Source organism: Nocardia sp. NPDC051787, assembly GCF_040681325.1.
Lineage (GTDB): Bacteria > Actinomycetota > Actinomycetes > Mycobacteriales > Mycobacteriaceae > Nocardia.
In genome coordinates this window covers 26,335-51,768 of the sequence record NZ_JBFAYO010000037.1, presented here as the reverse complement: position 1 = coordinate 51,768, position 25,434 = coordinate 26,335, and the positions used below count along the sequence as shown (strand labels likewise).

Sequence of the window (25,434 nt, the reverse complement as noted above, 5' to 3'; positions counted from 1 at the left end):
TTCGAAGGCAGTAGGCGATGGCCACCCGCGAATCCCACATGTCGCAATCGGACTTGTTCTCCTGGAACATGGAGCGCGATCCGGTGCTGCGCTCGACGATCGTCTCGGTCCTGGTTCTCGATACCGACCCGGACTGGGATCGCTTGCTGGAGACGATCGATCGCGGCACCCGCCTCGTGCCGAGGTTGCGGCATCGGCTGGTCACCGCGCCGTTCGGTCTCGCCCCGCCGCGCTGGGTACTCGATCCGGATTTCGACCTGTCCTGGCACCTGCGACGTTCCGCGCTGCCGGCGCCGGCGGACCTGTCCACGGCCCTCGAATTCGCCCGGACCGAAGCGATGACCGCGTTCGATCCGGCCCGCCCACTGTGGCGCTCGACGTTGCTCAGTGGTCTGAACGGTGGGGGATGCGCGTTGGTGATGACGGTGCACCACAGTCTCACCGATGGTATCGGCGGTATTCAGATCGCCACGGCACTGCTCGATTTCGATCGGGCGGGCACCGATCGCGGCCGTCCGCCCGAGCCGCCGCACGACCGGGACGGCCCGCTGCGCGATGTCGTGGCATGGAACTGGTCGGTTGGCTCGGAGCTGCTTCGCGGCGGTATCCGGGCGACGCCGCGGACCGCGTGGCGAGCTGTCACCCATCCCGCGCGGGCGGCGCGCGACGGCGCCGCGCTCGCGACCTCCGTGGTCCGCCTTGCCCAGCCCGTCACCGCGACGCTGTCACCGCTGATGACCGGACGCGGTCTGCGTCGCCGGTTGGCGGTGCTGGATGCCCCCGTTGAGCCGCTACGCCGCGCCGCGCGGGCGGTGGGCTGCACGATGAACGATGCGTTCCTGACCGCCGTGGTCATCGGACTACGCACATATCACGATCGGCACGGGGCGAAAGTCGAGCATCTGCGGGTGACCATGCCGATCAGCCTTCGCACGGCCGATGATCCGCTCGGCGGCAACCGGATCACGCTCGCTCGTTTCGCGTTGCCGGCCGATATCTCCCACACCGAAGACTTGATGCGCGCCGTGGACGCCGCGGTCGGTGGTTGGCGCCGTGAGCCGGCGATACCGCTGTCCGGCGCGGTCGCGGCGGCGTTCAACCGGTTGCCTGCCGGACTGCTCACCGAGATGCTCAAACATGTCGACTTCGTCGCGTCCAACGTCCCGGGTTCTCCGGTGCCTCTCTATATCGCCGGGGCGCGGATCGACCGTATGTACGCTTTCGGACCCACCATCGGCACGGCCGTCAACGTGACCCTGACCTCGCATGCCGGAACCTGCTACGTGGCGATCAACGCGGATGCCGCCGCGATCCCCGACATCGCGATCTTGACCGACTGCCTCGCCGCCGGTTTCGCCGCCGTGCTCCGCCTCGGCGCGTCAGAGGCCGGCGCCGACCTCCCCTCCGGAGCACCTCGATCGACACCAGTGTGATCGGTTCCCGGGCAGCGAGCGCACGAGTGCGTCGGAGCAAGGGCGGCGAACCTTCGAGGTGTCGACGAAAGGCCTTGGCAGCGACGGTAATCCGAACCGGAGAATGGAGCAATGAGAGAGTTCCTGGCCTACGGCGCAGCCGCTCTCACCGGGCTGTGGGGCATCGCCCATGCGGTGCCGACCCGCCAGGTCGTCGCAGGGTTCGAACCGATCACCGCCGACAACCGTCGAGTGATCCTTCAGGAATGGGTCGCCGAGTCGGTCGCATTGTGGGGTATCGCCCTCACGGTGGTCGCGGCCACCGTTATGGGCAGCGGCACCGATGTCACCGAATGGGTGTACCGGATCGCGGCGGTCGCACTCCTCTGCCTGGCCGTTCTGACCAGTCTGACCGGGGCGCGAACTGGAGTGATCTGGTTCAAGATCTGCCCGGTACTGCTCGGCCTGTCCGCGGTCCTGTTGCTCGCCGCGAGCCTGACCTGAGAGCAGAGCCCATGCACCCGTGAATGGCGGCTCGACCAGACACCTGACCGGCACCGTGGGATGCCATGGGCAGTTCCTCCGGTCCCACCTCTCAATGCCGTCCTCGACCAGGTGGAGAAGGTCCCGTATCCGCCAGGGTGAGTGTCCCGGACACGGTCACGCAGAAGCACACAGATGCCTGGGCGCCAGGATACGCACGAGGAACAGCCCGGTCGCCGCCGCAACTACGGCAGCCATCACCAGGCCTCCCAGCGCCCCGATCATGGCCGTGACCGTCGTCGACTGCCCGGCCTGCCACAACGGACTGGTGACCGCGGCGAAGGCGGCCAGCCCGGCGATCCAGCCGACCGCGTTTCCCCAGATCCACAGCACCGCATGATCCGACCAGTGCCGCAACACAGACCACTGCGCGACGCCGATCGCGAACAGCATCACAATCGCCCCCGTGGCGACCGCCGGTATCTGGACCGCGACCGGCAAGTCGCCGAATCGGTCACCGTAGAGCACCGGCACCAGCCCGACGGTCCACGCGACGAGGGCACCGGCCGCCGTGGCCATGATCCAGTCGCGGGCCGGGAATCCGGGCAACCACCAGCGCAGTACGCGACTTTGGAACAAGGCGAGCACGCCGCCTTCGATCGCGGCGGCGATCAGCAGTGCGGCCGCGATCACCGCAGGCGCCGAGGCCGCGGTCAAAGCACCCGCCGCGGCGGGTGCGGCGAAGCCGAGAGTTTCACCAGCGGTGACCGCGGCGAACCAGCGACGCCTCAGGTTACGGCGAGACAGCGTCGTCTGCTCCGCACCCACAGCGATCACCACGTACGGATCATCCACGTCGATCCGCTGTCGCGGATGCGCCTTCTGATAGACCGCCTGCACCTCTTCGTGCTCCAGTGATCCGGGCGCCACTACGCGCCCTGACCCCCTCACCCATACGCAATCCATCCGGATCGACACCTGGTGCGGTGACCGGAAGTTCCGCCACCACGTCTTCGTGGCGGCGTTCGCCACGCGGACGATTACGCTGTCGCCCACCCGCACATACGATACCGGCAGGGCGATATGCCGCCCGGAGGATCGCCCTAGGTACCGCAACTCCCCGATCGTCTGCCCCAACCCGACCGGTAACCGCAACGCCATCAACACCGCCGATGCGCCCAGTCCTGGCCTCTCATACCTGGTGGGCATCATGAATTACTCCCCGCCGCACCGGATCTCCAAATTTCCATACCTTGATCCTCCGCGTCGTGCGCGCGCCCCCACAGAACCGAATGGCACCATCGGGCGGCCATTGGTGATACCCGCAAGACCCTGGAACCGGCCCGTCACTGAGGACATCAGTCCCGCGTGCCGAAGGAAGGACGCCTCTCCCGGATCCGCTCGCACCCCGTCACGCTGGGCATATGTCCTTGGAAAAGCGGTCCTGGCCGCCGCATCCGTGAGGTGATACCCCGATGTACGCACGTGACGTCCTCAGCAGGCCCGTGGTGACGGTGCGTCCGCAGACACCGCTGCGCGAGGCGACCGCGCTGCTGACCGCACATGGTTTCGCCGCACTGCCGGTCGTCGACGAGCAGGGCCGGGTGGTCGGCATGCTCTCCGAATCCGACGCGCTGGGAGTCGGCCCCAGCTTGGCGACCGCCACTGTCGAAGCGGTGATGTCGGTTCCGGTCGAGGTGATCACGCCCGGTACCGACACCGCGGCGATCGCCGCCCGCATGCTCGCCGGACATCTGCGGTCGATGCCGGTCGTCGAGGCCGGGCTGCTCGTCGGGATCGTGTCCCGCCGTGACCTGCTGCGCGCTCTGAGCAGTGACGACGCCACCCTCGAGGCGAAAATCCGGGTGCTGCTGGACGAATACGCCGGCAGCCGCAGGCAATGGTCCATCGAGGTGGTTGATGGAGCGGTCACCATTCGCGGAATCTTCGCCGACCCGGCCGAACAACGCGTCATCGCCGCTCTCGCAAACACCGTCGACGGTGTGCACAACGTCGAGGTGACCGACGACGCCAGGATCGTGCCCGACCGCTGAACGGCCGCCGTATCGCCAGGACCTCGGATAGGCGACCGCCTCGCCTCCGCTCGGCCGAGCGCAATGCTTGCGACAGACTGCTTTCCGCAGGCGCTCAGCGGGACTCGGTGAGGAAGTCGACGCAGGACTGGATGGTGGCAAGCCGAGGATATTCGCTCTCCTCGATTCGGCGGCTCGCGGTGGACAGGCGTTCGGCGAAGGTTTGGAAATCGATCGAGTCGAGCTCCAGCGTGCTCGCAGCGGCTCGTCTGGTCCGAGAGCCGCGATCTCGGCCTCGGTGGCGAACCCGCGCAGCGATTCGCGGACGATGTCCTCGGCGGTCTCACGGGATAGCGTGCGGGGCATCGGGTATCACAACTCCTCTGGCTGCTGAAGAAGGTCGGAAATGGTGTTGAGGAAGCGGGCGCCGACCGCGCCGTCGCTGGCGCGGTGATCCGCGGACAGGGTCGCGGTCACCTGGGGCGCACGCCCAGCAGGCCGTCCATCGCACGCGGGCGTTCGGTGACGGCACCGAATCCGACGATCGCGGCCTGCGGCGCGGCGATCACACCGTAAACGGAATCCACACCCAGACCACCGAGATTCGTCACTGTGATGGTCGCCGGCATGGCGTCCGAGGAACGCAGCCGGGCCGTATTCCTCCGGCAAGCCGCGGCTGACGCCGAAGCAGCCGCCATAGGCGCCGACATCCTTACCCATCAGGAACACGCGGTCGTCGCGATCCAGCGCTTCTCGTATCGCTTGGCGCATTGCCTCGCGGTAGGTGATCATGGTCGCTCCGCGTACACGCGGCGGGTCAGATCGGACACCGGTTCCAGCGGTCCTGCCTCTGCGGCGGCGATGGACTTACGCCGATAGAGGGCAACCTGGGCGGCGCACGCTCGTTCGCGCGAGGAACCGAGGAGGCTTCGATGAAGTACCGGATTGCTCTGGTGGGACCGGCGCCGGAGACGCTGCGTCGGTCATGGGAGATCCGTTTCATAACCGCCCTACGGTGGAACCGAGGAGCGGAACCGACGGTGACCATGGTCCCGTCAGCCCGGGCACGAGGCCTCTCACCGAGCGGGACGTGTGCGAGCAGGCTTCTCGATATGGACCAGGAAAAACCCCGCATCGCGATTGTCTACGCGACCGAACAGGGATCGACCCGTGATATCGCCGAGTTCATCAGCGACGAACTCGCGGGCCGCGACGCGACTGTCGAGCTCGCCGATATCGACCATGCCCCCGAGTTGTCCCGCTTCGACACACTCGTACTGGGTAGCGCCGTGCACAACATGGACTTGCTACCCGCCGCCACCGACTACGTGCACGCCCACCATGACGAGCTCTCCAGCCGTGACGTCTGGCTGTTCAGCGTGGGGCTCGGCCCGGCCCTGCGCGGGCCGATCGGCCGCCTTGCCGGTCGGATCGTACCGAAGAAGATTGCCGCACTGCGCGATTCCATCGCAGCACACGACTACCGTGCGTTCGCGGGCCGTTACGAACGTGCGGGCATCTCCCTGCGCACCCGTATCCTCTACCGGCTCTTGGGCGGCGGCCACTACGGCGACCTGCGCGATTGGGCCGCGATCCGGACGTGGACGGACACCATTGCCGAGAGTCTGCGGCTGCCGAAGCCCCGCTCCACGACGATCCACCCGTGAGAGGCGCACCCCATGAGCTATCGCCGGGACCCCCTCGCACCAGCGGTCCACACCGCACACGAGTGGCTGCGCGCCATTGCCGAAGAACTCGCCACCGAGGACCGGGCATTCGCGCACCGCGCGCTGCGCGCGTGGCTGCACACGGTCCGCGACCGCATCAATGTCAACGCGGCCGCCCACCTGAGCGCTCAACTGCCCGAACTGTTGCGCGGAATCTTTTTCGAGGGCTGGGTTCCCGCCCATGTCCCTACCCAGCACGACGTGAGCTCGTTCCTCGCCCAGTTCGCCCAGGAGGCGGGCGTTTCGCGTGACGAGGCGGCCGCGCTCGCCGGCGCGGTCACCGATGCGCTCGCCGGCTTGTTCTCCGCCGGACAGCTCGACCACGTCTTCGCGCTGCTGCCGGAGGATCTGCGGCGCGTTCTGCTGGGCAGCGAACTCGCCGGCACGTTGCGGGCGGATATTGTCATCCAGCCGGAACCGTCTCGCTTCGACGAATTCGACAATCGGCTGCGCGCACTGTCCGACGCTGTGGCGGTGCTCGTCCGGGGGCTGGAGAAGCAAGCCGGCGGCCAATCGCATGACGCGGCACGGGAATCCGCCGCCCAGCAGGCGCATCGGATTCTGCTCGCCGAAGGACTGACCGGTTCCGGGACACCAACCGCTGATCAGCCTGCTCGCCGGGAAGGTGCTTCGTGACGGTACGAGACACAGCGCGGTTTGCCTCCGCCGTCACCGGCACCACCAGTGAACTCGAATCGGCGGGGGCGACGCGCATCAACGGCTCTACCCGGCGCCTACCATGCAGAAGACCGGACGCCAGACTGGACGGCATGGGATGATGCGTCAAACATTTCCGCTCGGCCGGATCTCCGGGATCCGGCTCGGCGCACACTGGTCCACGCTGGTCACGGTCGGACTGTTCACCTGGATCCTGGGCGGGGCCGGATCGTGCTGAACGACGACAGCCCCGCACAGAGCGCCAGAGCCACTACTTCCATACCCGCCTCGCCGACCGGTACGACGCGATCATCCACATCGACAACACCACACCCCTCGCACCGCTGGACCCGGGTAGCCACTGGATCTCCGGCGCCACGCCGGAAACGTACCCCACGGGGCTGTAGAGAGCGGTCGAAGGTGGCCTCCGGTCGCCGGAGCGGTACCGGATCAGTGCGGCGCGGCGGTGCGTTGGAGCGAATCGATGGCCGCTTGGAGCTTGGCACCGGCTTGGCCGGCGATGGGTTGCAGCGCCGGTTCGTCGGTGACCTGAACCATGAGTTGGGGGTTCATCGCCTCGACGATGATGATTGTGTCGGAGGTGGGATCGCGGCGCACGATCACGTTGCACGGCAGCAGCAGCCCGATCTGGCGGTCGATGCTGACGGCTTGGTGGGCCAGGGGTGGGTTGCAGGCGCCGAGGATGAGGTAGTCCTCCATGTCCTCGCCGAGTTTGGCTTTGAGGGTGGCGCGCACGTCGATTTCGGTGAGGACGCCGAAGCCCTGCTGTGCCAGCGCGTTTCGGGTGCGGGCGACGGCTTCGTCGAAGCTGGTGTGCAGTGTGGTGGACAAGCCCAGGTTCATGAAATTCGTGCCTTTCTGTGCGCGGGGTGGGTCGTCGGTCAGGACTGCGGACGGGCGCGGGCGATGGTGCCCGCCGGGATACCCAGCCGTGCCATCAGCAGGCTCGCCGGGCACCAGCCGACTGCGCTGTAGAGCAGCAGGTTGGCGCCGACCAGCACGGCGAGGATCGACCACCACGGCGACAGGGTCACTGCGAGTGTGGTGCTGAGCAGCACCAGCGTCCCGGCCAGCAGTGGCACCAGTCGAGCGATGGTCCATGCGCGGTTTCGCACGTGGTGGGTCATTGGAGTCTCCGTTCGTGGGATGGCTCCCGCCGGCCGGGCGAAGTCGTTCAGGCCAGGGCGAGGAACAGTTTTTCCAGCTCGTCCACGGTCATCGGGCTCGTGCCGTCGGCGGTGTCGCCGGTGAGGCATTCGCGCAGTCCGGTGGCGACGATCTTGAATCCGGCGCGGTCGAGCGCGCGTGAGACCGCGGCCAGCTGGGTGACGACGTCTTTGCAGTCGCGTCCTTGTTCGATCATGGCGATGACGCCGGCGAGCTGGCCGTGAGCGCGGCGCAGCCTGTTGAGTACTTCGGTGATCGCGGTGTCGTCGCCGACCATCGTGTGCCTCCTGGTGTCGTGAACCCTTTCAGGATACCCCACGGGGTATATCAGGAAGGGTGGGTGTGGTCAGTGGTGGGCGAAGTTGATCGTCGGCAGGATCTTGCGCAGCCACGCCGGCGACCACCAGGCATGATGCCCGGTCAGGCGCAGGGTGACCGGGAGCAGGATCAGTCGAACCACAGTCGCGTCGAGCAGGACGGCGACGCCGAGGATGACGCCCATCTCCTTCGGCGGTAGTGGCTGGGCCAAGGCGAAGGTGAAGAACACCGCGACCATGACCGCGGCGGCGGCGAAGATCACCCGTCCGGAGTGGGCCAGGCCGTCGACGTGGGCGACCTTGGGGTCGCCGGAGCGTTCGTAGTGTTCCTTGGCGGTGGCCAGTAGGAACACTGTGTAATCCATCGCGATGGCGAAGATCATCGCGAAAAAGAACACCGGGCCCCACCCGTCGAGGAAGCCCTGCGGGGTGAACCCGAGCAGGCCCGCGCCGTGGCCGTCCTGGAAGATCAGCTTCGCCACGCCGAACGCCGCCGCCGTCGACAGCAGACTGATCAGGGTGCCCAGCCCGGCGATGAGCGGTGCATGCAGCGCGACGAGCAGCAGCAGAAATCCCAGCACCAGGATGATGCCGACGATGAGCGGGAAGTAGTCGTCGAGAGCCTGCTGTAGATCGAGGTTCTCCGCGGGCGCGCCACCGACGAGAGCCTGTGCGGGCAGCCGGTCGCGCAGCCGGTCCAGGATCGCCCCCATGCGTTCGTCGGAGGGATCGACCTGCGGCAGCGCCTGCATGATCACCAGGTCCGACCCGTCGCCCGCGGGCTGGGCGGGAGTGACCATCGCGATCCCGTCCGTGGCCGCGGCCAGGCGCGCGGCATCCTGCGCCACGGCGTCCGGAGCGATGATCTGAAGGGCCCCCGGTGCACCCGGACCCAATTGCCGCTGGACCAGTTCGTAGCCTTGGCGCACCGGCGCGTCGGCCGGGACGACTTGGATCGAGGGCATCGCGACCTTCAATCCCAGCACCGGGATCGCCAGCGCGATCAGCAACGCCAGCCCGCCGAGAGCGAAAGGCCACGGATGTGTGTGTAGCAGTTCGCCCCACCGCGCGAACCGCGGGGACCGATGCTGCTGACGCTTGGCGTATGGCAGTGATCCGGCGTTGACCTTGGCGCCGAGCGCGCCGAGCGCCGCCGGGAGCAGTGTCAGTGTGGCGGCCAGCACGAAACCCACCGCGAGCATGATGCCGACAGTCATCGTGCGTACCGCCGGTGCGGGAACCAACAGCACCGCCGACAGGCTGACCAGCACCGTCAATCCCGACAGCGCTACCGCCTTGCCCGCGGTGTCCATGGTCTCGGCCACCGCCGCGCGGGTATCGGCAGTCTTGGTCAGCGCGTCGCGAAACCTGGCGACCAGGAACAGTGCGTAGTCGATGCCGAGCGCGAGGGCGAACATCATCGCGAAGTTCATCGCCCACACCGAGATCGGGGTGATCTGGTTCAGCAACACCAGTCCGCCGGCCGAGGCCACCAGCCCGGCGACGGTCAGCAGTAGCGGCAGCCCGGCCGCGGCCAGCGATCCGAACGCCAGCACCATGATCGCCAAGGTGACCGGCCAGGAGAACAACTCGGCTTTGATCATCGCGTCGTGGTTGGCGGCGTTGAAGTCGCTCCACAGTGCCGACGCGCCGGTCGGATAGACCTCGACGCCGTCGCCCGACAACGCGGTCAAGGCGTCCTTGTGGTCGTCGACGGCCTTGACCATGTCGTCGGTGGACGCGTTCGCACCGGCGATCACGATGCCGGTGTGTCCGTCGGGGCTGATCGTCATCCCCGGCTGCGGTGCGACGACCGCGCCGAACCGGTCGTCACCGGCGAACACCGCGTCGACTTTCCCGATCACCGCCTGGATCGCGGGGCTGTCCACGGTCGCGGTGTCGGAATGCACGACGACTTGGACTGCGGCCGAAGAGTTCCCGCCGAAATGCTGATGGGCAAGTTCCCGCGTCCGCACAGACTCCGACCCGTTGGCCTGCCACCCGGCCCCGGCCAGCGAGGTGAACACGCTCGGCGCGGCCGCGCCGAGCGCGACCAGCACCACCAGCCACACACCGAACACCCAGCGGGTGTGCCCGGCCATCGCCGCTCCCAGGCGCGCCAGCGGGCCACCCGCCACCGCCTCTATGCTCTTTTGCCTGGTCATCGTCTCCGTCATTACCGCACCTCCGCGTCCGCCAGGCTTGTCGTCGACTCCACGCCATCTCCTTACATACCCCAGGGGGTATCATTTGTTGTGACACGATACCCCCTGGGGTATGTGTGGCGCCACGGTGGTCCGCCACACATACCCCTCCCCGAGCCCGGCGGATTGGCGCTGCGGACGAACGCTATGAAGGAGGAACACCGGTGGCCGAGATTGATCTGTACGTGGATCCGATATGTCCGTTCGCGTGGGTGAGCGCGCGATGGCTGCTCGACAGCGCGGGCGAATAGCACACCATCACTCTCAGGCAGATGAGCCTGGCAGTACTCAACGACGGTCAGACCGTCGACGCCGACCACGAACCGATGATCACGCGCTCACGACGCATCGGGCGCGTGTTCGCCGCCACTGGCAAGCGCCACGGGCGCGACGCGTTCACGCCGCTCTACCTGGCGCTGGGCACCCGACTGCACCCACGCGGCCCGCACACCGACGACGACGCGGCCGTCGCGGCCGCCGTCTCCGCGACCGGCCTCGACCCAGCCCTCACTGCCGCGCTCGACGACGCAGACTACGACGCCGCGGTCGCAATCGCTCACCGCGCCAGTCAGACCGCGCTCGGCGGGCGCGGAGGCAGCCCGATCATCGCCGTCGACGGCCGCGGCTTCTCCGGCCCCGTGCTCACCGCACCACCGCACCCGAACCGCGCGGCCGACCTGCTGGACGCGCTGCTCACCGCCGCGGCCACCCCTGGATTCGCCGCCCTGCACCGCCCCTACCAGGGCCCACCCGTCTTCACGGCTCCCGAGGACGATCACTGATGTGCTATCCCGTACCGTGCCGCAGCTGCGGCAAAACCACCTGGGCCGGCTGTGGCGCCCACATCGACGCCGTCCGCGCCGTTACCGCGCCACACCAATGGTGCCCCGGACACGACACCACCCGTACCGACCCGCCAGCACAACGTTCCCGCGGCCGGCGATGGCGAGCGTGAGTCTGGGAAACGGCCACAGCGGCCCGGGCATCGCTGGATCTCTGGAGCCACACCGGTGACGTACCCCACGCGGCTGTAGGGCTTACCGTCCGGCGACATCCGGTCGCGGCAAGCGCCGAATCCTCGCGTGCTCATGCAGACGTTGGATCTCCTGCCGTATGCCGTCGGCGATCACGCCGACATCCGGGGCGGTGTCGTAGTCGCCGGTGATGCCGAACGCCAGGTGGTCGGTGTAGCTGAGGATCGCGATCGCGGTGCGCAACCGCATGGCGATCGGGACGGCAGGCAGAAGCTCGACGACCTTGCGGCCGCACACCCGCAATTCGTGCCGCGGCCCGGGCACATTCGTGGCGAGCGCGCTGACGCTGCGCAGCCGCTCGACGGGATCGGCCACGTCGATCGGCAGGAACGGCAGCATCGCCGAAACACGATTGTCGAGAGTGTATTTCGCCTCCGTGGTCCGCATCGACACCGGAACGAGAATCCGCAGCTTGTCGGGGGTCGGCCGCTCCTGCCGACCGACCAGCAGGTCGCGGTAGGCGGCGGCGACAGCGCTCAGGACGACATCGTTGACGGTGACCCCGAATGCCGCACAGATATCGCGGACATCCGACAGCGGGACCCGAGCGATGACGTAGCGGCGTTGCCGTCCGATCGGGCCGTTGAGCGAGGAGCCCGCGGCCGGCATGATCGCGGCGACGGCCACCGGAGCCAGACCGCGCACCGCGCCGATCACGAACCGCGGCACAACGAAGGGCATTCGCGCTCCCCCGCGAGCGAACGCGAGCAACCGTGCCAGGGTCCGGCCCCCTGGCTCGGGCGTGGCACGGTGCTCCGCCTCCCCCGGAACCGGATCACAGAGATGCTCGAACAGCGAGATCCCCGACACGCCGTCGACCAGGCTGTGATGCGCTTTGACGATCAGCGCCCAGCGGTCGCCTGCGAGATGTTCGACGACGATGCACTGCCACAGCGGGTGGTCGCGGTCGAGCCGCTGCCCCAGCTCGGTCGCGACCAGCTCGCACAGCGCCTGCTCATCGCCCGGCTCCGGCAGCGCGGTCCACCGTATGTGGTGGGCGAGGTCGAAATGTGGGTCGTTCTCCCAGACCGGCGTGGCCAGGTCGAGCGGTTCCCGCCGCACCTTCTTGCGGAGCCGTGCGTTGCGTAACAATCCCCTGGTCAGCGCGCGGGCGATCTCATCTCGGCTCGGAGGCACACCGGAAAGGAGCGCCACCGGAGCGATACCGAGACTGATATGCCGATCGGCGTCCTCCAGTTCGATGAAGTCCGAATCAAGGGGCCGTAGTTCCTCTGTCGGCCGGGGAGCTGACACTGCCACGGATCCCATCGTGCCCATCGCGGCCCGGCACCGTGAGATGCGAAGGTAACCGCTTCGCATGACTGTCGTCACACAGCGGTCGCCGAGACTACGGCAGTGCTCGGCGGCATGCCGGGGCGGATTCCGCGCGAAGTCGCCGACATGGCGCTGCTGTTGGCGCGGTCGGGGTCGGCCAGCTCGACCGCGAGCGCTGCAAGGGGCCCTACGCGGCCGACGTTGGGACCTTCGGCCGTGGTGAACGCCATCCTCGCGGGACGAGGCTGACAGCACGCGATGTTCGATGTGCGACGGATCGGAGCCGTTATGGGTGACTACGTGGCAGACCTCGTTGAGCTGCGCCTGGCCGATTCCGACCGGGCCGGGGGCAAGGGAGCGAATCTCGGTGAATTGGTGGCGGCTCGCCTGCCGGTGCCGCCCGGGTACGTGATCCTCAAATCCTGCTATGAGGACGTGATCATCCATGGCCCGCGCGGCGCGGAACTCGACGCGCTGCACAGCGAGGCACTGAAGGTCGCCTCCGGCGGCGCCCGCTCGGACGAGCAGCGACTGGACGAACTGTGCGCACATATGCGCAAGCTCGTGCACCAGTCCCCGATCGCGGCCGGGGTGCGCGACGCCGTGGTGGCCGCTTATCACCGGCTGGGCGATGTGGTTCCGGTCGCGGTCCGCTCCTCCGCGGTCGGCGAGGACAGCGCGACCGCCTCCTTCGCGGGAATGAACCTGACGCGCACCAATATCCGTGGCGACGAGCGGCTGATCGACGCCGTCGTCGATTGCTGGGCGTCCTTGTTCACGCCCCGAGTTCTCACCTATCGTGCCCGCCGCGGAATGCACGACCGGCCGGATATCGCTGTGGTCGTGCAGCGCATGGTGGCTGCCCGGAGGTCAGGCGTGGCGTTCACCGCCGATCCAGCGAGCGGCCGCCGGGATCGGGTGGTGATCGAGGCGGCCCGCGGCCAAGGAGAGGTCGTGGTGTCCGGCGCGACCGAGCCCGACACCTACATGCTCGACGCCAAGGGCCCCGCACTGATCGCCGTTCGGCCCGGACAGCAGAGTTTCGCCATCGTGGCCGGGCCCGACGGTGATCAGCGGGTGGAGCTCACCGACGACGAGGCCGCCACCGAGGTGCTCAGCGAGGACGAAGCCGTGGCGGTAGCGCAGACGGCGCTGCGGGTTCAGCAGTTGCATGGCGGTCGGCCGCAGGATATCGAGTGGGCGTTCGACGACGAACGCCTGTGGCTGGTGCAGGCCCGGCCGATCACCACACTCGCCGGTCACGCCGACGCCAAACATCCTGCGCCGGAGCCGGCTCTGGCGCAGGTGCTGCTGCGCGGGCTGGCCGCCGCCCCCGGCCAGGCCAGCGGCCCGGTGCGTATCCTGCACGCACCGGCAGAGGGCTCCGCGTTGCGCGTCGGTGAGGTGCTGGTCGCCGCGATGACCAATCCCGACTGGCTGCCCACCCTCTCGCGCGCGGCGGCCGTGGTCACCGACAGCGGCGGAATGACCTGCCATGCCGCGATCGTCGCCCGCGAACTCGGCATCCCCTGCGTGGTCGGCACGCGTACCGCGACCACCACCCTCACCGAAGGCGCGGTGGTCACCGTCGACGGCTCCACAGGCCAAGTCCGCGCCGGCCGATCGGAATCGGTGCACACCGCGCCACGGCCCGCGGCCCCGGTCACTGCCCCGGAAACGACCGCGACACGCATCTACGTCAATCTGGCACTGCCCGAGGTGGCCGAACGCGTCGCGGCCACCGATGTCGACGGAGTCGGATTGCTGCGGGCGGAGACACTGATCACGCAGGCGCTCGACGGCCGCCACCCCCGGGATCTGATCGCCCGTGGGGAACAAGACCTCTTCGTCGAGCGGATGACCAAGTCACTGCACCGCATCACCACCGCGTTCGCGCCGCGGCCGGTCGTCTACCGGGCAACCGACCTGCGCAGCAACGAATTCCGCGACCTCGCAGGCGGGACGCGCTACGAACCGGACGAACGCAACCCGATGATCGGTTACCGCGGCTGCTACCGCTACATCCGCGAACCCGAGGTATTCGATTTGGAGCTCACCGCGCTGGCGCTCGTGCGGGAGCGAACCCCGAACCTGCACTTGATGATTCCGTTCGTGCGCACCCGGTGGGAACTGGAAACCTGCCTGGAGTTCGTCGACATGAGCCCGCTGGGCTCCCAGCGCGGACTGCATCGCTGGGTGATGGCCGAGGTGCCTTCGGTGGTGCACTGGCTCCCCGAATATGTGGGGTTGGGCATCGACGGTGTCTCCATCGGCAGCAACGACCTGACCCAGCTGATGCTCGGCGTCGACCGCGACTCCGAGACCTGCTCGGAACTGTTCGACGAATCCGACGCCGCTGTACTGGACGCCATCGGACAGATCGTCGCGACAGCGCGCCGGCTCCGGATCACGTCGTCACTCTGCGGACAGGCGCCCTCCACACGGCCCGAATTCGCCGAACACCTGGTGCGGATGGGGATTACATCGATCTCCGTGACACCCGACGCCGTACCTGCCGCGCGCCGTGCGATAGCCGCGGCCGAGCGACGAGTGCTGCTCGAGCAGGCGCTCGCCTCCGGAACCCGCGCCCCCTGAGCCCGAAGCACCCAGGCCGAGACATAGGGCGCGGAGTCGGACGGACTGTACGGCACGCGGGAGCCGTGACGACGTTCACCGTCGGCGACACCGGCCTCCCGCGTGAAGCCACTCCGGCCGGTCGCGCCGACAGCGCTCAACGCTCCCGCACGACGATCATCGGGCACTCCACCGCATGCAACAGTGCGGAGCTGGTGGAACCGAGCAGCATGCCGGTGAACCCGCCGCGCCCGTGGCTGCCCACCACGAGCAACTGGGCATCATCGGATTCGTCGAGCAGTGAGCGAACAGGCCTGTCGCGCACCAGGACACGCCGTACCCGCACGTCGGGACAGCGTTCTCCAAAACCGGCCAGCCGCTCCGCGAGCAACTCGCCTTCCTGCTCCCGCACGGCATCCCAGTCGAGCCGGAGGTCGACACTGCTCGTATCGCTCCAGGCATGCAGCGCGGTCAGTCCGACTTTGCGCCGCGAAGCCTCCTCGTAGGCGAGTTCGATGGCGGGCTCGCTGTTTGCCGTACCGTCGACCCCGACCAGGACCGGCTTACCCGAAGAAAAGGCGTCGGTCGCCGAAGTCGAGTGCACGACCGCGACCGGGCAGTGCGCGTGCCGGGTGGCCGCCATGCTCACCGAGCCGAGCAGCTCGCGGCGAAACGCTCCGAGGCCCCGGCTGCCGACGACCAGCATTCTGGCCTGCCGTGAGCGGTCGATCAGATACGGAATGACCGGCTCGACGATCAATTCGGTGCTGATGGCCAACGCCTCGCCGACCGCCGCCGTCCGGGCCACTCGGGCGGCGTCGGTGAGCACCCGCTCCCCTTCCGTGCGCATCCACGCCACGTCGTGCTCGGTCAGCGCGGGACCGGGACCGACGCAGGTCGGGATGGCGACGGAGGTGACGATGTGCAGCCGGCAACGATGCACAGCCGCATCCACGGCGGCCCACGCCACGGCGTGGTACGAGGTGGCCGAACCGTCGGCGGCGGCCACGATGGGCGCATCGGCCTGCCCGCCCGATGCGGTCGTGTTCTCGGTCATCGTGCTCTCCTTGGTTCCAGATCCGTCACTCCATGCCTTGCCGATCGGCCTGCTCATCCGCCGCCACTCGAGCTCCAGCCAGCGCTGCGAATCCGGCCGAGCACCCAGTCGGTGGGCAGCCCCGGAGACATCGGTTGCCTGTTATCGGGTTTCGTCCGGCAGGCCGATAACCTGACCGGCGGTGGCGCCGCCGTCGAGCACGAATTCCGAGCCTGTCGAGTAGGTCGCCTCGGTGACCAAGAACCGCACCATCGCCGCGACCTCTTCGGGTTCACCGAATCGGGCCAGCGGTTGGGCCACGGCGACGGATTCGTCCATCTGCTCGGTCATCGGGGTGTGGATGGTGCCCGGATGTATCGAGCACACCCGCACGTTCGCGGGTCCGAGTTCCAGGGCGGCAGCCTTCGTCAAACCCCGCAGACCCCATTTGCTCGCCACGTAACCACCGACACCCGCGTAGCCGATCAGTCCCGCGGTGGAGGAGATGTTGACGATCACCCCGCCGCCCGCAGCCCGCAACCGCGGTGCCGCCAGGTGCATGCCGAGCCAGGCGCCGTAGAGGTTGACGTCGATGACATGCCGGAACATCGCCGGCGATTCGGACTCGATGCCACCGAAGTCGACGATGCCCGCGTTGTTGATCAACACCGCCAGCGGCCCGAACTCTGCCTCGGCGTCGTCGAGCACCGCGCGCCATCCGGCCTCGTCGGTCACATCGAGCCGGCGGAAGAGCGCGCCGGCTCCCAGCGAATCGGCCAGTGCGGTGCCCTCGGACTCGAGCAGATCGCCGATCACGACGGAGATGTGCTCCTTCGCCAAGGCGGCTACTACGGCGGCGCCGATACCGCGCGCCCCGCCGGTGACAACCGCGCTTCTTCCTTCGAGTTCGGTCATGATGATCACCTTTCAGCCGGCTCAGGCCGTCTATTTCGTGATTCAGCATGGCGCGATCCTGCGGCGTAGATGACGGCCGAAGGTCACCGAATGCGGGGCCCTCCGGCCACGATCAGTCCACGCGGGCGGGCATCACCGTGCTGATACAGCAGCACCGAACTCGCGATCACGGGACTACCACGCCAGGACCCGCGAGAACTACTTCTCGTGGGCGACCATGACCGGGCAATGGACATGCTGGACAAGGAAATTGCTGGTGGAACCGAGTAGCAGGCCGCGGAATCCGCCGCGGCCGCGGCTGCCGACCACGAGCAACTGCGCGGACTTCGACCACGCGGTGAGCAGATTGCGTGGCGACGCCACAGACACCTTGCGGGCCACCTGTACGTCCGGGAATTTCTCCTGCCACCCGGCCAGTTGTTCGGCGAGCATCTGCTGTGCCGCGGTTTCGAACTCGCGGGCCGGGAGGAGGCTGGTGACCCCGGCATGTGGATGGAAGTCGGTGGCGGCGTGTACCGCGACAAGCGTTGTGTCGCGGACGCTTGCTTCGTTGAATGCCGCGGCGACCGCGACCTCGCTGACTCGGCTGCCATCGACGCCGACCACTACGGGGCCGGTACTCCGGGTCCGCTGCTCACTGCCCGTGTCGTGGACGACCACGATGTCGCCGTGTCCGTGCGCGGTCACCGCGAGCAGTGTCGACCCGATGTGGGCGATTTCGCCGGCCCGCCCGGCACCCAGCACGATCAGATGCGCGGACTGCGATCGCTTGATGAGCAGCCTGGCCGGATGGGCCGGCGACAGCTCGGTTTCCACGCGCAGCTCGGGGTCGATCCGGCAGGCCAGCCGGGCCGCGGTTGCCAGCGTGGCGGCGCCTTCTTCCCGCAGTGTCTGGGCGACGGCGGGCACCATCAGGTCGTACATGCCGAAGACCGCCTGTGCCGCAGCGAGATCAAGGCCGTGCACGATGCGCAACGTGCGGCGCCGGCGCGCGGCGGTCTCGGCAGCCCAGTAGACGGCCAAGTCAGAGCTTTCGGAACCATCGACACCGATCACGACAGGAGCCGAGGCCAGCTGGTGGGGGTTGACGGTGGGCTGGGTGGACATGAGATCGTCCCTTCGGATCCGGTGATTTCGGCTATCCGTAGGTTAGGAATAACGGCCTCGTGCACACGCCGGTCGTTGGTCCCGAACCAGCGGGCCCAAAGCACCGTCGTCTTATGGTATTTCGCTCACAACCGTGGCGCGGACCAGCGCAGTCGTGCGGTCCGTCCAGGCTGCACCCATGTCAGGTCATCGCCGGGACCGTACCCATCGGTCACCGGGCCGCCCGGGACTCGCAAGTCGCGGGCTCAATCTCTGTTCGTGGACGGGTTGAGTTTGGATGCCAGCACCGCGGCTTGGGTGCGCCGTTCCACGCCGAGCTTCGTCAGCAGCCGGGACACGTAGTTCTTCACCGTCTTCTCCGCCAAGAACATCCGCTGTGCGATCTGCCGGTTCGTCAGCCCCTCACCGAGCAGCCCCAGTAGAACGCGTTCCTGGTCGGTGAGCGCAGCCAGCGGTCCCGTCTTGGCCTCGGCCTCGTCGCGCAACTTCGCCATCAAGGCCGCGGCGGCCCGATTGTCCAGCAGTGATTTGCCCGAGCCCACGTCACGGATAGCGTCGACGAGGTCGGTCGTTCCGATGTCCTTGACCACGTAGCCGCTGGCACCGGCCAGAATCGCGTCCAGCATGGCCTGCTCGTCGGTGAACGAGGTAAGGATCAGACAGCGCAATCCGAGCTGCTGGTTCAGCAGCTCCCGGCACAGTTCGATGCCGTTGCCGTCGGGCAGGCGCACATCCAGCACCGCGACGTCGGGTCGCAGCGCGGGAATACGCGCCAGCGCCTGGGATACGCTGCCCGCTTCACCGATGACCTCCATATCGGTCTCGGCGTCGATCAGGTCGGCCACGCCGCGCCGCACAATGTGGTGGTCGTCCACCAGGAACACCTTGGTCATGCCGATGCACCTCCGTCACCCATGCCCTCAGCGTACGGCCGCGTTTGGCGGTGCAGGCCGGAGTTGGACACCTGACTGGTGACCAAAGTCCCTTGACCTTCCGGCGAATACGGCGTTGTTCCCAACCGGCCGACGATCGGCCTGCCGCTTCCGGCGACTGCAACGGGCTCGATGGATACGCCCGGGCACGGGGCCTGCCTGATGCGCAGATGATCTAGCAATGCACGCCGGTGATCGCGAAACGCTCCACCTCCGCGATGTGCCCACCGGTGGAAACCACGACGGTGAGCGTGCCGGGGCAATCGGCGGTGAAGGATACGGTCGCCGTCCAGGGTGTATCCGCGCCGCCCGCCGGTATGGGCGAGGCCTCGCCCACCGGCCGCGTCCGAGCGATCTGCCGGACTTGGACGCGCAGGCTTTCGTCGACTCCCGAGATCCGACCGCCCGCCAGCAGCGGTGATCGCACTGCCGACCCGTAGCTCGGGGCGGTCAGTGTGAGGGTGCTGTCTTCGGTGCCGACCACCTCCCACGGCGCATCATCACCGACCGCTGAAACGCGCCAGATGTACCACCGCGGCGATGGCCGGCGCGCCTGCGGGGTGGCCGAAACCCACACTCACCCAGGCGTGCTCGCCCTGCGTGACGACGTCCACGACTTGGTCGACGCCCTGGAAGCCGAGGTAATCCCTGGTGAACATCTGCGCGACCGTGCCCGCGTCCAGCCGCCACGGCTGATGTCCCTCGCGCAGAGCCCGCTGGGCGGCAGCCGCCTCCTCCGCCGTGGCGTACGGCCACAGCGGCTGGTAATCGAACTGGTAGCGCTGCGGCGGCATCGGGGTGTGCTGCGCAATTGCCGAACGCCGGTTGACAGAGGTCGATCTCGTCGTCATGGCCGCGGCTCCGTGGCTGGCTCGCGTGGGCCTTGGTCGAGGCGAAATGGCGGGTACTCGTCGCGCATCAGCGCCGCGTAGGCAAGGACGCGATAGATCCAGCGGTTGATGCCGAGAATGAAGTCGAACAGACGGCGCGGGTAGCGAGCGGTGAACAGCAACGCGACCGCGGCGATGAAGACGAGCACACCCAGCAGCGGCACCGACGTTATGGCGTCGCCACCGCTGTCGTCGTTGCCACCGAGGACGACAGCGCCGCTGGACATCGCGGAAACCACCAGGTAGTGCGGGATGGCCAGCAGCCACCATTTCACCAGCACCAGCCCACGGGATAGGCGGTCCGGGTAATCGACATGGAAATCGGCGGGATAGTCCGTAGGGCCCAGGGTGAATGGCGGATACCGGTCGGTGCCCAGCGCCGCGAACGAATAGAACTGCACCCGCCAGGACCACCTGATCACACCGACGTTGAAGTCGAAGATCGTTCGCGGATAGCGGCCGGTGAACAGGATCGCGAATCCAGCGGCCACGGTGAGAACGGCGAACGCGATCCACAGAAAGAACAGGACAACGTAGTGCGGTATCGCGAGTATCCATTTCACCAGCCACAACCAGCGCGACAGCGGTTCGTCCAGGTCACCGCGCAAGCTCACCGGATAGACGGTTGTATTTTCGGGATTCATGGGTGCTCCTCGCCTGGACACAGTGCCTCGCGACGTCGCCTGATGCGACGAAATCCAGTCACGTCCTGGAATTCAGGATGAATCACCCAGGCGCCCGCGCGGAGGGCCGAAAGGGCCGCGCATCCAGGACCTTTGGCCGGTACCCGACCCCGGTGACCAGACCGGTCGTCGCAGCGGCGGGTTACGGCGGCGGGCGCGTCTGCTGGCTGCCGCTGCCGTCACGCCGAATCGCCCGCGACGCCGACATGGTCCAGAAAGGAGGCACGCAACTCGCGCGCTGAAGTCGTCAACAGCCAGCCCCCGCGCCCTGGCCTTCGGCCGCACCATGAATGTTCAGCTGGCGACCTCGTTCGCGAACCGGTTGGCGCCCTATGGCCTCGGCGGAACCGCCGTCAACGAACGCTACCTGGAGCGCTGCGGACTGCCGCGGACCACCGCGATCGCCGTCACCGCGCTGACGGTGACCTTCCTGCTCGGCGGCCAAGTGGGCGCCAACATCGCCTACATCGCGGCGCTGGGCTTCTCGGTACACGCCTTCGGCGCGACTGCATCAGCCGCCCTGGTCGCCGCGGTATTCCTCGGCGGCCAAGCACTCGGGGCGGCGAGCCCGACCCCCGCCGGCCTGGGTGTCGTCGAGGCATACCTGGTGGCCGGGCTCATGGTCGGCGGCGTACCCAGCACACCCGCCGTCGCAGGCGTGCTCGCCTATCGGCTGGCGACATTCTGGCTTCCCGCCGCCGTCGGCTTCTTCTCCTTGCGCACCCTCCAGCGTCATCACATCCTGTGACGTCGGTATACCGCGCGGCATCACGTTGTTCGACACCATCGGCGTTATCAGGCAATGGGTTGCGTCGGCACGACCGGACGAACACACCCGGTTACCAGTCCTGCCCGAGCGGGCGACCGATTCGGCGCCATTCCCGATCCCAGGACGCGGCGCGACGGGCATCGAGCAGCTTGCCGACACCCCAGGCCAGGAGCAGTGCGCCTCCCCATGATCCGGCGAGCAGGGCAAGACCGGTGCTGATCCCCTCGCCGACCGCGGCATCGGAACGCTTCGGCGCGGTGGTCGGCTGCCCGTCCGGTCCGAGCCAGATCGGCACCTCCGCGCCGAGCGCCGATCCGCTCGGAACCTCGACGACCGCGGTTCCGGATTTCCCGTCGTGATTCCACCGGACCGCCGCTTCGTATCGCTCATTGGTCAGCCCGTGCTGGCGGGTGGCGATCACCGTCCGCTTCGGCTTCGCCGTGACCGTCGCCATCGCCTCGGCCTTGGCCGCGTTCTCGACGCGGATGCGCGCCATGGCGTCCGTGTAACCCGCGGTACCCGCCGCTCCCGCGAGTGGCACCGCCAGCAGCGCCACCGCGATCGCGAACATCCCGGCCAGCGCCTGGATCCGATCCGACGCACGGATCAGCGGGTTGGTGTGCCACGGACACAGACGCCACAATCGGACGGGCAATAACGGAAATTCGGACACCTTGATCACCCTCTTCCGGACGGCGCCCACTCTTCGGCTCGAAGTGCGTTCGATTCGTTGTGTCGAGAATCCCGTGTGCGCGAATCGAGCAGCAGAGACAAAGGTCTCCTGCCGACGAGCCGACCGGCCCCCGTTCGGTCGGCCGAACCGCCTCTGAACAGCTGAGCCTGTCGACGATTTCGGAGCTCACGCTCGGCATGCCGGCGGCTCGCTGACGAGAGCCTCGCCCCCATCGAGAGGGCCGCTCGCACCCGAGACGCTTCCCATTCCGCGATGCGGTGTCCGGTCACAGCTACCGCATCGAGCCGCGGGCAATGGTCCTGCTCCTACCCTCCCGGCGATCTGTCTCCCAAAACCGCAGGCCGACAACGGCGTCGGCGTACGCAGACGGGCCTGCTATCGGATGCGCCGCAGTGGTCCATTGCGGAGGGCGACAGGACTTTCGACCCTCTCGGCACCGTCGCGGGCGGTGCGAGAGTCGATCGCATGAGTAAAGGCACCGCGACGGATCCGACACTGCGGATGACGGATTCGGCACTACAGATATCGATCGGGCACCATGTCTCCGCCGCGGCGGCCGACTATGTGCGGCAGAAGGTCGGCCCCGCTTTGGATCACGCGTCAGAGCCGCTGCTCGGGGCGCGGGTCCGGGTCGCGGGGCACGCCGACCCGGCGGTGGCTCGGCCTGTCGTCGCCGTGTCATTCACCATGAGTCCGACCCCGGCGCCGGTACTGGATGTCCAGGCCGCCATCACGCGGCTCGGGCTGACCGGCCTGCCGTTCGTCTTCTTCCATGACAAGGCGTCGAAACGGGGCAGCGTGCTCTACCACCGCTACGACGGCGACTACGGCCTGATCACACCGCCGACGCGGCGGTAAGAGTTCGATCCTCGAGGGAACCATCATGAATATCCGTCACGCACCGCTGTATGTGCTCGCGCTGGCCGTCCTGGTCACCGCACTGGTCTTGACCGGCCTGCCAGCTGTCACCCTCCTGTTGCTCCAGGTCGTCCTGGCCTGCCCGCTCCTGTTGCTGGTCCTGATCGGCGGCGACAGCGGACACCGAGCCGAAGAGCGCATCCCCCAACCCGACGCACGAGGCCGCTGACCACTGCAGCAAGACTGCCGCATGCACCGCTGTAGGAAACGGCCCGGACGGGCGCCGATTCGGCGAGAAGATTCGGGGCATCCGACATGACGGATGTGCGCTGCTGCGCGCATGACGCCGCGGGCGGTAGCCGACGGCGGGTTTCCTGCGGCGGGCAATCGAGGTCCGCCGCCTGCTCATCGAGGGACTTTCGTCTCTGCCACGCATGAGACGCGGCAGACAAGCTCGATGGAGAATTCGATGACAACGAAAGGCAAAGCCATGGCCGATTCGACTGCCTCGCAGTCCGTCCCGCAGATGATCGCTGCTGTCGACGGGTCGGCGATCTCCTATCACGCGGTGGCCTGGGCAGCGGTCGAGGCTGTCCTGCACCGCAGGCAACTGCACATTCTCACCTCGATGGCGCTGCCCGGCGGTTTCGGTCCCGGCATGACACTGAGCGACGCGGACATCGAGTGGATGCGTCGCGACGGCGAACGGATCGTCACCGAAGCCAGCCGGATCGCGCGTGAGGCCGTGCCCGGTGAGGAACTCGTGCTCACCACCGAGGTGTCCTTCGACTTCCTCATTCCCACGCTGATCGACCGTTCGCGCCAGCTGACGATGCTGGTGGTCGGTAGCCGGGGCATCGGCGCGTTCCGGCGCGGGATGCTCGGCTCGGTCAGCACCGCGGTGACGCGGCACGCGCATTGTCCGGTCGCGGTCATCCACGACGTCGCCGGTATCGACCCGGAATGGGCGGACAAGCCGGTTGTGGTCGGTGTCGACGGCAGCGCCAACAGTGTTCCCGCCATCGAGCTGGCTTTCGAGGAGGCGGCGCTGCGTAAGGTCGGGTTGAGCGCGGTGCATACCTGGAGCGATGTCACCGGACTCGATTTCCCGGTGCCGGGCTGGGATGCGGCGCGGGAGTCGGAGGAGGCATTGCTCGCCGAACAGCTGGCCGGCTATGGCGAGCGCTACCCGGATGTTCCGGTTCGGCGGATCGTCAAGGTCGACCGACCGGCTCGCGCGCTGCTCGACGAATCCGAGAACGCGCAGCTGCTGGTGGTCGGCAGCCACGGCCGCGGCGGTTTCGCCAGCATGCTGCTCGGCTCGACCAGCAACACGCTGCTGCATTCGGCGCAGTGCCCGATGATCGTCGTGCGAGACCACGAACGTCCTCCGGCATGACGCCGCTGCGCATGTGACGCGCCCGCGCGCCGAGCTACCACGTCCACGTGGTGGTTGCAGTCCGGTGGCCGGAGACCGATCGGCGTCCTGATCCGCCGGGTCCGCCAAGGGGTCGCTGGACCCCCGACTTGTGGGCCATTGGGCCCTTCGTCGGCACTGTCAACGAATGCGACGCTGGCGATAAGACACCGGCGTCGAGAACGAGGTAGAAGCAATGGCCAAAAGGCACCCCGATGCCGACAGCGTGCGGGCCGCGTTGGCGCTGGCCGTGCGCGCGCCGTCGGTGCACAACACCCAGCCGTGGCAGTGGCGCGTCGGCGACACCACCGTGCACCTGTACGCCGACGACAGCCGCCGGCTGCCGCACGCGGACCCGGATCGACGCGATCTGCTGATCAGTTGCGGCGCCGCGCTGCATCACTTCCGGGTGGCGGCGCGGTCGTTCGGGTGGGACACCGTGGTGCACAGGTTCCCGAATCCGGCCGAGCCGCAGCATCTGGCGGCGATCGAGTTCTCCGCGACCACCCCGACCGCCGACGTCGTCGCCGCGGCGCGCGCCATCAGCCAGCGACGCACCGATCGGCGGCGGGTCACCTCGTGGGAGATTCCCGAGGCGCTGCTCGCCGAGATCATCGCTGCCGGCACTGCCGAGGGGGCGCTGATCAGCGAGGTCCCCGGTGGCCCTACCCGGATCCGGCTCGTGCGGGCCTTTCAGGACGCCGCGCGGCAGCATCACGCCGACCCTGCGTATCAGGCCGAGCTGGCCGCTTGGAGCGGACGTCATGCCGCCGAAGAAGGAGTGCCCGCCCGCAGTACGGTCACCGCCGCGGACCCGTTGACCCGCGAGTTCCACAATCCCACCCTGACCGAGGCGGTGCTGCACGACCTCGACGTTCGTGGCGGCCTTTTGCTGGTACACACCACCTCCGACGACCCGCTGTCGCGGCTGCGCGCCGGGGAGGCGACCAGTGCGGTGCTGTTGGCCGCCACCGAGATCGGATTGGCGACCTGCCCGTTGACCGAGCCGCTGGAGTTGCCGAGCACTCGCGATCTCATCCGAGACGATCTCCTCTCCGGCAGTGGTTTTCCGCAGCTCATAGTCAGAATCGGCTGGGCGGCCACCAGCGCCGCGCAAGTCCCGATGACTCCGCGTCGCACGCTGGAGGACGTGGTGCGCCCCTTGTGACATTGCGTCCAACGGGTCGCGGTTCCGCTGCTGCCGTCCCTCGGGGGCTGTGCGACGCCAC

Annotated in this window: 25 protein-coding genes and 4 pseudogenes; 14 read left to right on the top strand and 15 right to left on the bottom strand. The window is 67.9% G+C overall.

Annotation, left to right across the window (positions count from 1 at the left end):
• The first annotated feature begins 17 nt into the window (after positions 1–17).
• Together AB0M45_RS29625 and AB0M45_RS29620 are read left to right on the top strand one after the other, a co-directional pair.
• Positions 18–1,433: a wax ester/triacylglycerol synthase domain-containing protein gene (locus tag AB0M45_RS29625; protein WP_364335966.1), complete on the top strand. Its 1,416-nt coding sequence runs from the start codon at positions 18–20 to the stop codon at positions 1,431–1,433.
• A gap of 111 nt (positions 1,434–1,544) precedes the next feature.
• Positions 1,545–1,916 (top strand): hypothetical protein, encoded by a 372-nt coding sequence (locus AB0M45_RS29620; RefSeq protein WP_364335964.1) that lies wholly within the window; start codon positions 1,545–1,547, stop codon positions 1,914–1,916.
• A 156-nt stretch (positions 1,917–2,072) separates the two neighbouring features.
• On the opposite strand, the gene AB0M45_RS29615 is transcribed toward AB0M45_RS29620, so the two are convergent.
• The gene (locus AB0M45_RS29615; RefSeq protein ID WP_364335962.1) at positions 2,073–2,951 is read right to left on the bottom strand and encodes a hypothetical protein; all 879 of its coding nucleotides are present in this window, start codon (positions 2,949–2,951) and stop codon (positions 2,073–2,075) included.
• A gap of 419 nt (positions 2,952–3,370) precedes the next feature.
• On the opposite strand from AB0M45_RS29615, the gene AB0M45_RS29610 reads away from it, so the two are divergent.
• Positions 3,371–3,949, top strand: coding sequence for a CBS domain-containing protein (locus AB0M45_RS29610; RefSeq protein WP_364335960.1), 579 nt, complete (start codon positions 3,371–3,373; stop codon positions 3,947–3,949).
• A 351-nt stretch (positions 3,950–4,300) separates the two neighbouring features.
• Here AB0M45_RS29610 and AB0M45_RS29605 read toward each other — a convergent pair.
• Positions 4,301–4,626: pseudogene (locus AB0M45_RS29605) on the bottom strand (2-oxo acid dehydrogenase subunit E2).
• Between the two features lie 414 nt (positions 4,627–5,040).
• Here AB0M45_RS29605 and AB0M45_RS29600 point away from each other — a divergent pair.
• The 3 genes and pseudogenes from AB0M45_RS29600 to AB0M45_RS29590 all read left to right on the top strand — a co-directional run.
• Positions 5,041–5,595 carry a flavodoxin domain-containing protein gene (locus tag AB0M45_RS29600; protein ID WP_364335958.1) on the top strand — a complete coding sequence of 185 codons (555 nt, stop codon included), beginning with the start codon at positions 5,041–5,043 and terminating at the stop codon, positions 5,593–5,595.
• A gap of 12 nt (positions 5,596–5,607) precedes the next feature.
• On the top strand, positions 5,608–6,291 hold the full coding sequence (locus AB0M45_RS29595; RefSeq protein ID WP_364335956.1) for a DUF2267 domain-containing protein: 684 nt from the start codon (positions 5,608–5,610) through the stop codon (positions 6,289–6,291).
• A gap of 269 nt (positions 6,292–6,560) precedes the next feature.
• Positions 6,561–6,719, top strand: a pseudogene (locus tag AB0M45_RS29590) (erythromycin esterase family protein); the annotation flags it as partial.
• A gap of 43 nt (positions 6,720–6,762) precedes the next feature.
• Here the strand turns inward: AB0M45_RS29590 and AB0M45_RS29585 are convergent.
• The 4 genes from AB0M45_RS29585 to AB0M45_RS29570 form a co-directional block, all read right to left on the bottom strand.
• Positions 6,763–7,176, bottom strand: a complete 414-nt coding sequence (locus AB0M45_RS29585; protein WP_364335954.1) for a DUF302 domain-containing protein — start codon at positions 7,174–7,176, stop codon at positions 6,763–6,765.
• Positions 7,177–7,214: 38 nt separating this feature from the next.
• Positions 7,215–7,460, bottom strand: a complete 246-nt coding sequence (locus AB0M45_RS29580) for a DUF2892 domain-containing protein (protein WP_364335952.1) — start codon at positions 7,458–7,460, stop codon at positions 7,215–7,217.
• Positions 7,461–7,507: 47 nt separating this feature from the next.
• The gene (locus tag AB0M45_RS29575) at positions 7,508–7,777 is read right to left on the bottom strand and encodes a metal-sensitive transcriptional regulator (protein WP_195132756.1); all 270 of its coding nucleotides are present in this window, start codon (positions 7,775–7,777) and stop codon (positions 7,508–7,510) included.
• A gap of 69 nt (positions 7,778–7,846) precedes the next feature.
• A complete protein-coding gene (locus tag AB0M45_RS29570) occupies positions 7,847–9,994 on the bottom strand; it encodes an MMPL family transporter (protein ID WP_364335949.1) in 2,148 nt (715 codons plus the stop codon).
• A 299-nt stretch (positions 9,995–10,293) separates the two neighbouring features.
• Between AB0M45_RS29570 and AB0M45_RS29565 the strand changes: the two genes are divergently transcribed.
• Positions 10,294–10,803, top strand: coding sequence for a disulfide bond formation protein DsbA (locus AB0M45_RS29565; RefSeq protein ID WP_364335947.1), 510 nt, complete (start codon positions 10,294–10,296; stop codon positions 10,801–10,803).
• 255 nt (positions 10,804–11,058) lie between these two features.
• On the opposite strand, the gene AB0M45_RS29560 is transcribed toward AB0M45_RS29565, so the two are convergent.
• Positions 11,059–12,315, bottom strand: coding sequence for a wax ester/triacylglycerol synthase domain-containing protein (locus AB0M45_RS29560; RefSeq protein ID WP_364335945.1), 1,257 nt, complete (start codon positions 12,313–12,315; stop codon positions 11,059–11,061).
• 303 nt (positions 12,316–12,618) lie between these two features.
• On the opposite strand from AB0M45_RS29560, the gene ppsA reads away from it, so the two are divergent.
• Positions 12,619–14,925, top strand: coding sequence for a phosphoenolpyruvate synthase (gene ppsA, locus AB0M45_RS29555; RefSeq protein ID WP_364335943.1), 2,307 nt, complete (start codon positions 12,619–12,621; stop codon positions 14,923–14,925).
• 136 nt (positions 14,926–15,061) lie between these two features.
• On the opposite strand, the gene AB0M45_RS29550 is transcribed toward ppsA, so the two are convergent.
• The 7 genes and pseudogenes from AB0M45_RS29550 to AB0M45_RS29520 all read right to left on the bottom strand — a co-directional run.
• Positions 15,062–15,961, bottom strand: a complete 900-nt coding sequence (locus tag AB0M45_RS29550) for a universal stress protein (protein ID WP_364335941.1) — start codon at positions 15,959–15,961, stop codon at positions 15,062–15,064.
• A 141-nt stretch (positions 15,962–16,102) separates the two neighbouring features.
• Positions 16,103–16,855, bottom strand: coding sequence for an SDR family oxidoreductase (locus AB0M45_RS29545; protein WP_364335939.1), 753 nt, complete (start codon positions 16,853–16,855; stop codon positions 16,103–16,105).
• A gap of 198 nt (positions 16,856–17,053) precedes the next feature.
• Positions 17,054–17,962, bottom strand: coding sequence for a universal stress protein (locus AB0M45_RS29540; RefSeq protein WP_364335937.1), 909 nt, complete (start codon positions 17,960–17,962; stop codon positions 17,054–17,056).
• Between the two features lie 245 nt (positions 17,963–18,207).
• The gene (locus AB0M45_RS29535; RefSeq protein WP_195132748.1) at positions 18,208–18,855 is read right to left on the bottom strand and encodes a response regulator transcription factor; all 648 of its coding nucleotides are present in this window, start codon (positions 18,853–18,855) and stop codon (positions 18,208–18,210) included.
• A 214-nt stretch (positions 18,856–19,069) separates the two neighbouring features.
• Positions 19,070–19,378, bottom strand: coding sequence for a hypothetical protein (locus tag AB0M45_RS29530; protein WP_364335934.1), 309 nt, complete (start codon positions 19,376–19,378; stop codon positions 19,070–19,072).
• 16 nt (positions 19,379–19,394) lie between these two features.
• On the bottom strand, positions 19,395–19,745 hold the full coding sequence (locus AB0M45_RS29525) for a hypothetical protein (RefSeq protein ID WP_364335932.1): 351 nt from the start codon (positions 19,743–19,745) through the stop codon (positions 19,395–19,397).
• Positions 19,742–20,404 (bottom strand): annotated as a pseudogene (locus AB0M45_RS29520) (DUF4389 domain-containing protein); the annotation flags it as partial. The pseudogene AB0M45_RS29520 and the gene AB0M45_RS29525, both read right to left, overlap by 4 nt.
• Positions 20,405–20,580: 176 nt before the next feature.
• Between AB0M45_RS29520 and AB0M45_RS29515 the strand changes: the two are divergent.
• Positions 20,581–20,709: a hypothetical protein gene (locus tag AB0M45_RS29515; protein ID WP_364335930.1), complete on the top strand. Its 129-nt coding sequence runs from the start codon at positions 20,581–20,583 to the stop codon at positions 20,707–20,709.
• A gap of 44 nt (positions 20,710–20,753) precedes the next feature.
• Entirely contained in the window at positions 20,754–21,215 is a 462-nt protein-coding gene (locus AB0M45_RS29510) for a lysylphosphatidylglycerol synthase domain-containing protein (protein WP_364335928.1), read from the top strand.
• Between the two features lie 91 nt (positions 21,216–21,306).
• Here AB0M45_RS29510 and AB0M45_RS29505 read toward each other — a convergent pair whose 3' ends face one another.
• Complete coding sequence (locus tag AB0M45_RS29505) at positions 21,307–21,909, bottom strand: hypothetical protein (RefSeq protein ID WP_364335926.1); 603 nt, start codon at positions 21,907–21,909, stop codon at positions 21,307–21,309.
• A 705-nt stretch (positions 21,910–22,614) separates the two neighbouring features.
• Here AB0M45_RS29505 and AB0M45_RS29500 point away from each other — a divergent pair.
• The 4 genes and pseudogenes from AB0M45_RS29500 to AB0M45_RS29485 all read left to right on the top strand — a co-directional run.
• Positions 22,615–22,788: pseudogene (locus AB0M45_RS29500) on the top strand (sigma 54 modulation/S30EA ribosomal C-terminal domain-containing protein); the annotation flags it as partial.
• Between the two features lie 25 nt (positions 22,789–22,813).
• Positions 22,814–23,017 carry a hypothetical protein gene (locus AB0M45_RS29495; protein WP_364335924.1) on the top strand — a complete coding sequence of 68 codons (204 nt, stop codon included), beginning with the start codon at positions 22,814–22,816 and terminating at the stop codon, positions 23,015–23,017.
• A gap of 240 nt (positions 23,018–23,257) precedes the next feature.
• Positions 23,258–24,187, top strand: a complete 930-nt coding sequence (locus AB0M45_RS29490; protein WP_364335922.1) for a universal stress protein — start codon at positions 23,258–23,260, stop codon at positions 24,185–24,187.
• A gap of 214 nt (positions 24,188–24,401) precedes the next feature.
• Positions 24,402–25,373, top strand: coding sequence for an NAD(P)H nitroreductase (locus AB0M45_RS29485; protein ID WP_364335920.1), 972 nt, complete (start codon positions 24,402–24,404; stop codon positions 25,371–25,373).
• Positions 25,374–25,434 lie beyond the last annotated feature (61 nt).

Excerpts from the sequence above, each read along its gene's own strand:
- AB0M45_RS29625 (WP_364335966.1), top strand. The coding sequence starts at position 18 with ATGGCCACCCGCGAATCCCACATGTCGCAATCGGACTTGTTCTCCTGG.
- AB0M45_RS29620 (WP_364335964.1), top strand. The coding sequence starts at position 1,545 with ATGAGAGAGTTCCTGGCCTACGGCGCAGCCGCTCTCACCGGGCTGTGG.
- AB0M45_RS29610 (WP_364335960.1), top strand. The coding sequence starts at position 3,371 with ATGTACGCACGTGACGTCCTCAGCAGGCCCGTGGTGACGGTGCGTCCG.
- AB0M45_RS29600 (WP_364335958.1), top strand. The coding sequence starts at position 5,041 with ATGGACCAGGAAAAACCCCGCATCGCGATTGTCTACGCGACCGAACAG.
- AB0M45_RS29595 (WP_364335956.1), top strand. The coding sequence starts at position 5,608 with ATGAGCTATCGCCGGGACCCCCTCGCACCAGCGGTCCACACCGCACAC.
- AB0M45_RS29585 (WP_364335954.1), bottom strand. The coding sequence starts at position 7,176 with ATGAACCTGGGCTTGTCCACCACACTGCACACCAGCTTCGACGAAGCC.
- AB0M45_RS29580 (WP_364335952.1), bottom strand. The coding sequence starts at position 7,460 with ATGACCCACCACGTGCGAAACCGCGCATGGACCATCGCTCGACTGGTG.
- AB0M45_RS29575 (WP_195132756.1), bottom strand. The coding sequence starts at position 7,777 with ATGGTCGGCGACGACACCGCGATCACCGAAGTACTCAACAGGCTGCGC.
- AB0M45_RS29570 (WP_364335949.1), bottom strand. The coding sequence starts at position 9,994 with ATGACGGAGACGATGACCAGGCAAAAGAGCATAGAGGCGGTGGCGGGT.
- AB0M45_RS29565 (WP_364335947.1), top strand. The coding sequence starts at position 10,294 with ATGAGCCTGGCAGTACTCAACGACGGTCAGACCGTCGACGCCGACCAC.
- ppsA (WP_364335943.1), top strand. The coding sequence starts at position 12,619 with ATGGGTGACTACGTGGCAGACCTCGTTGAGCTGCGCCTGGCCGATTCC.
- AB0M45_RS29550 (WP_364335941.1), bottom strand. The coding sequence starts at position 15,961 with ATGACCGAGAACACGACCGCATCGGGCGGGCAGGCCGATGCGCCCATC.
- AB0M45_RS29545 (WP_364335939.1), bottom strand. The coding sequence starts at position 16,855 with ATGACCGAACTCGAAGGAAGAAGCGCGGTTGTCACCGGCGGGGCGCGC.
- AB0M45_RS29540 (WP_364335937.1), bottom strand. The coding sequence starts at position 17,962 with ATGTCCACCCAGCCCACCGTCAACCCCCACCAGCTGGCCTCGGCTCCT.
- AB0M45_RS29535 (WP_195132748.1), bottom strand. The coding sequence starts at position 18,855 with ATGACCAAGGTGTTCCTGGTGGACGACCACCACATTGTGCGGCGCGGC.
- AB0M45_RS29525 (WP_364335932.1), bottom strand. The coding sequence starts at position 19,745 with ATGACGACGAGATCGACCTCTGTCAACCGGCGTTCGGCAATTGCGCAG.
- AB0M45_RS29510 (WP_364335928.1), top strand. The coding sequence starts at position 20,754 with ATGAATGTTCAGCTGGCGACCTCGTTCGCGAACCGGTTGGCGCCCTAT.
- AB0M45_RS29495 (WP_364335924.1), top strand. The coding sequence starts at position 22,814 with ATGAATATCCGTCACGCACCGCTGTATGTGCTCGCGCTGGCCGTCCTG.
- AB0M45_RS29490 (WP_364335922.1), top strand. The coding sequence starts at position 23,258 with ATGACAACGAAAGGCAAAGCCATGGCCGATTCGACTGCCTCGCAGTCC.
- AB0M45_RS29485 (WP_364335920.1), top strand. The coding sequence starts at position 24,402 with ATGGCCAAAAGGCACCCCGATGCCGACAGCGTGCGGGCCGCGTTGGCG.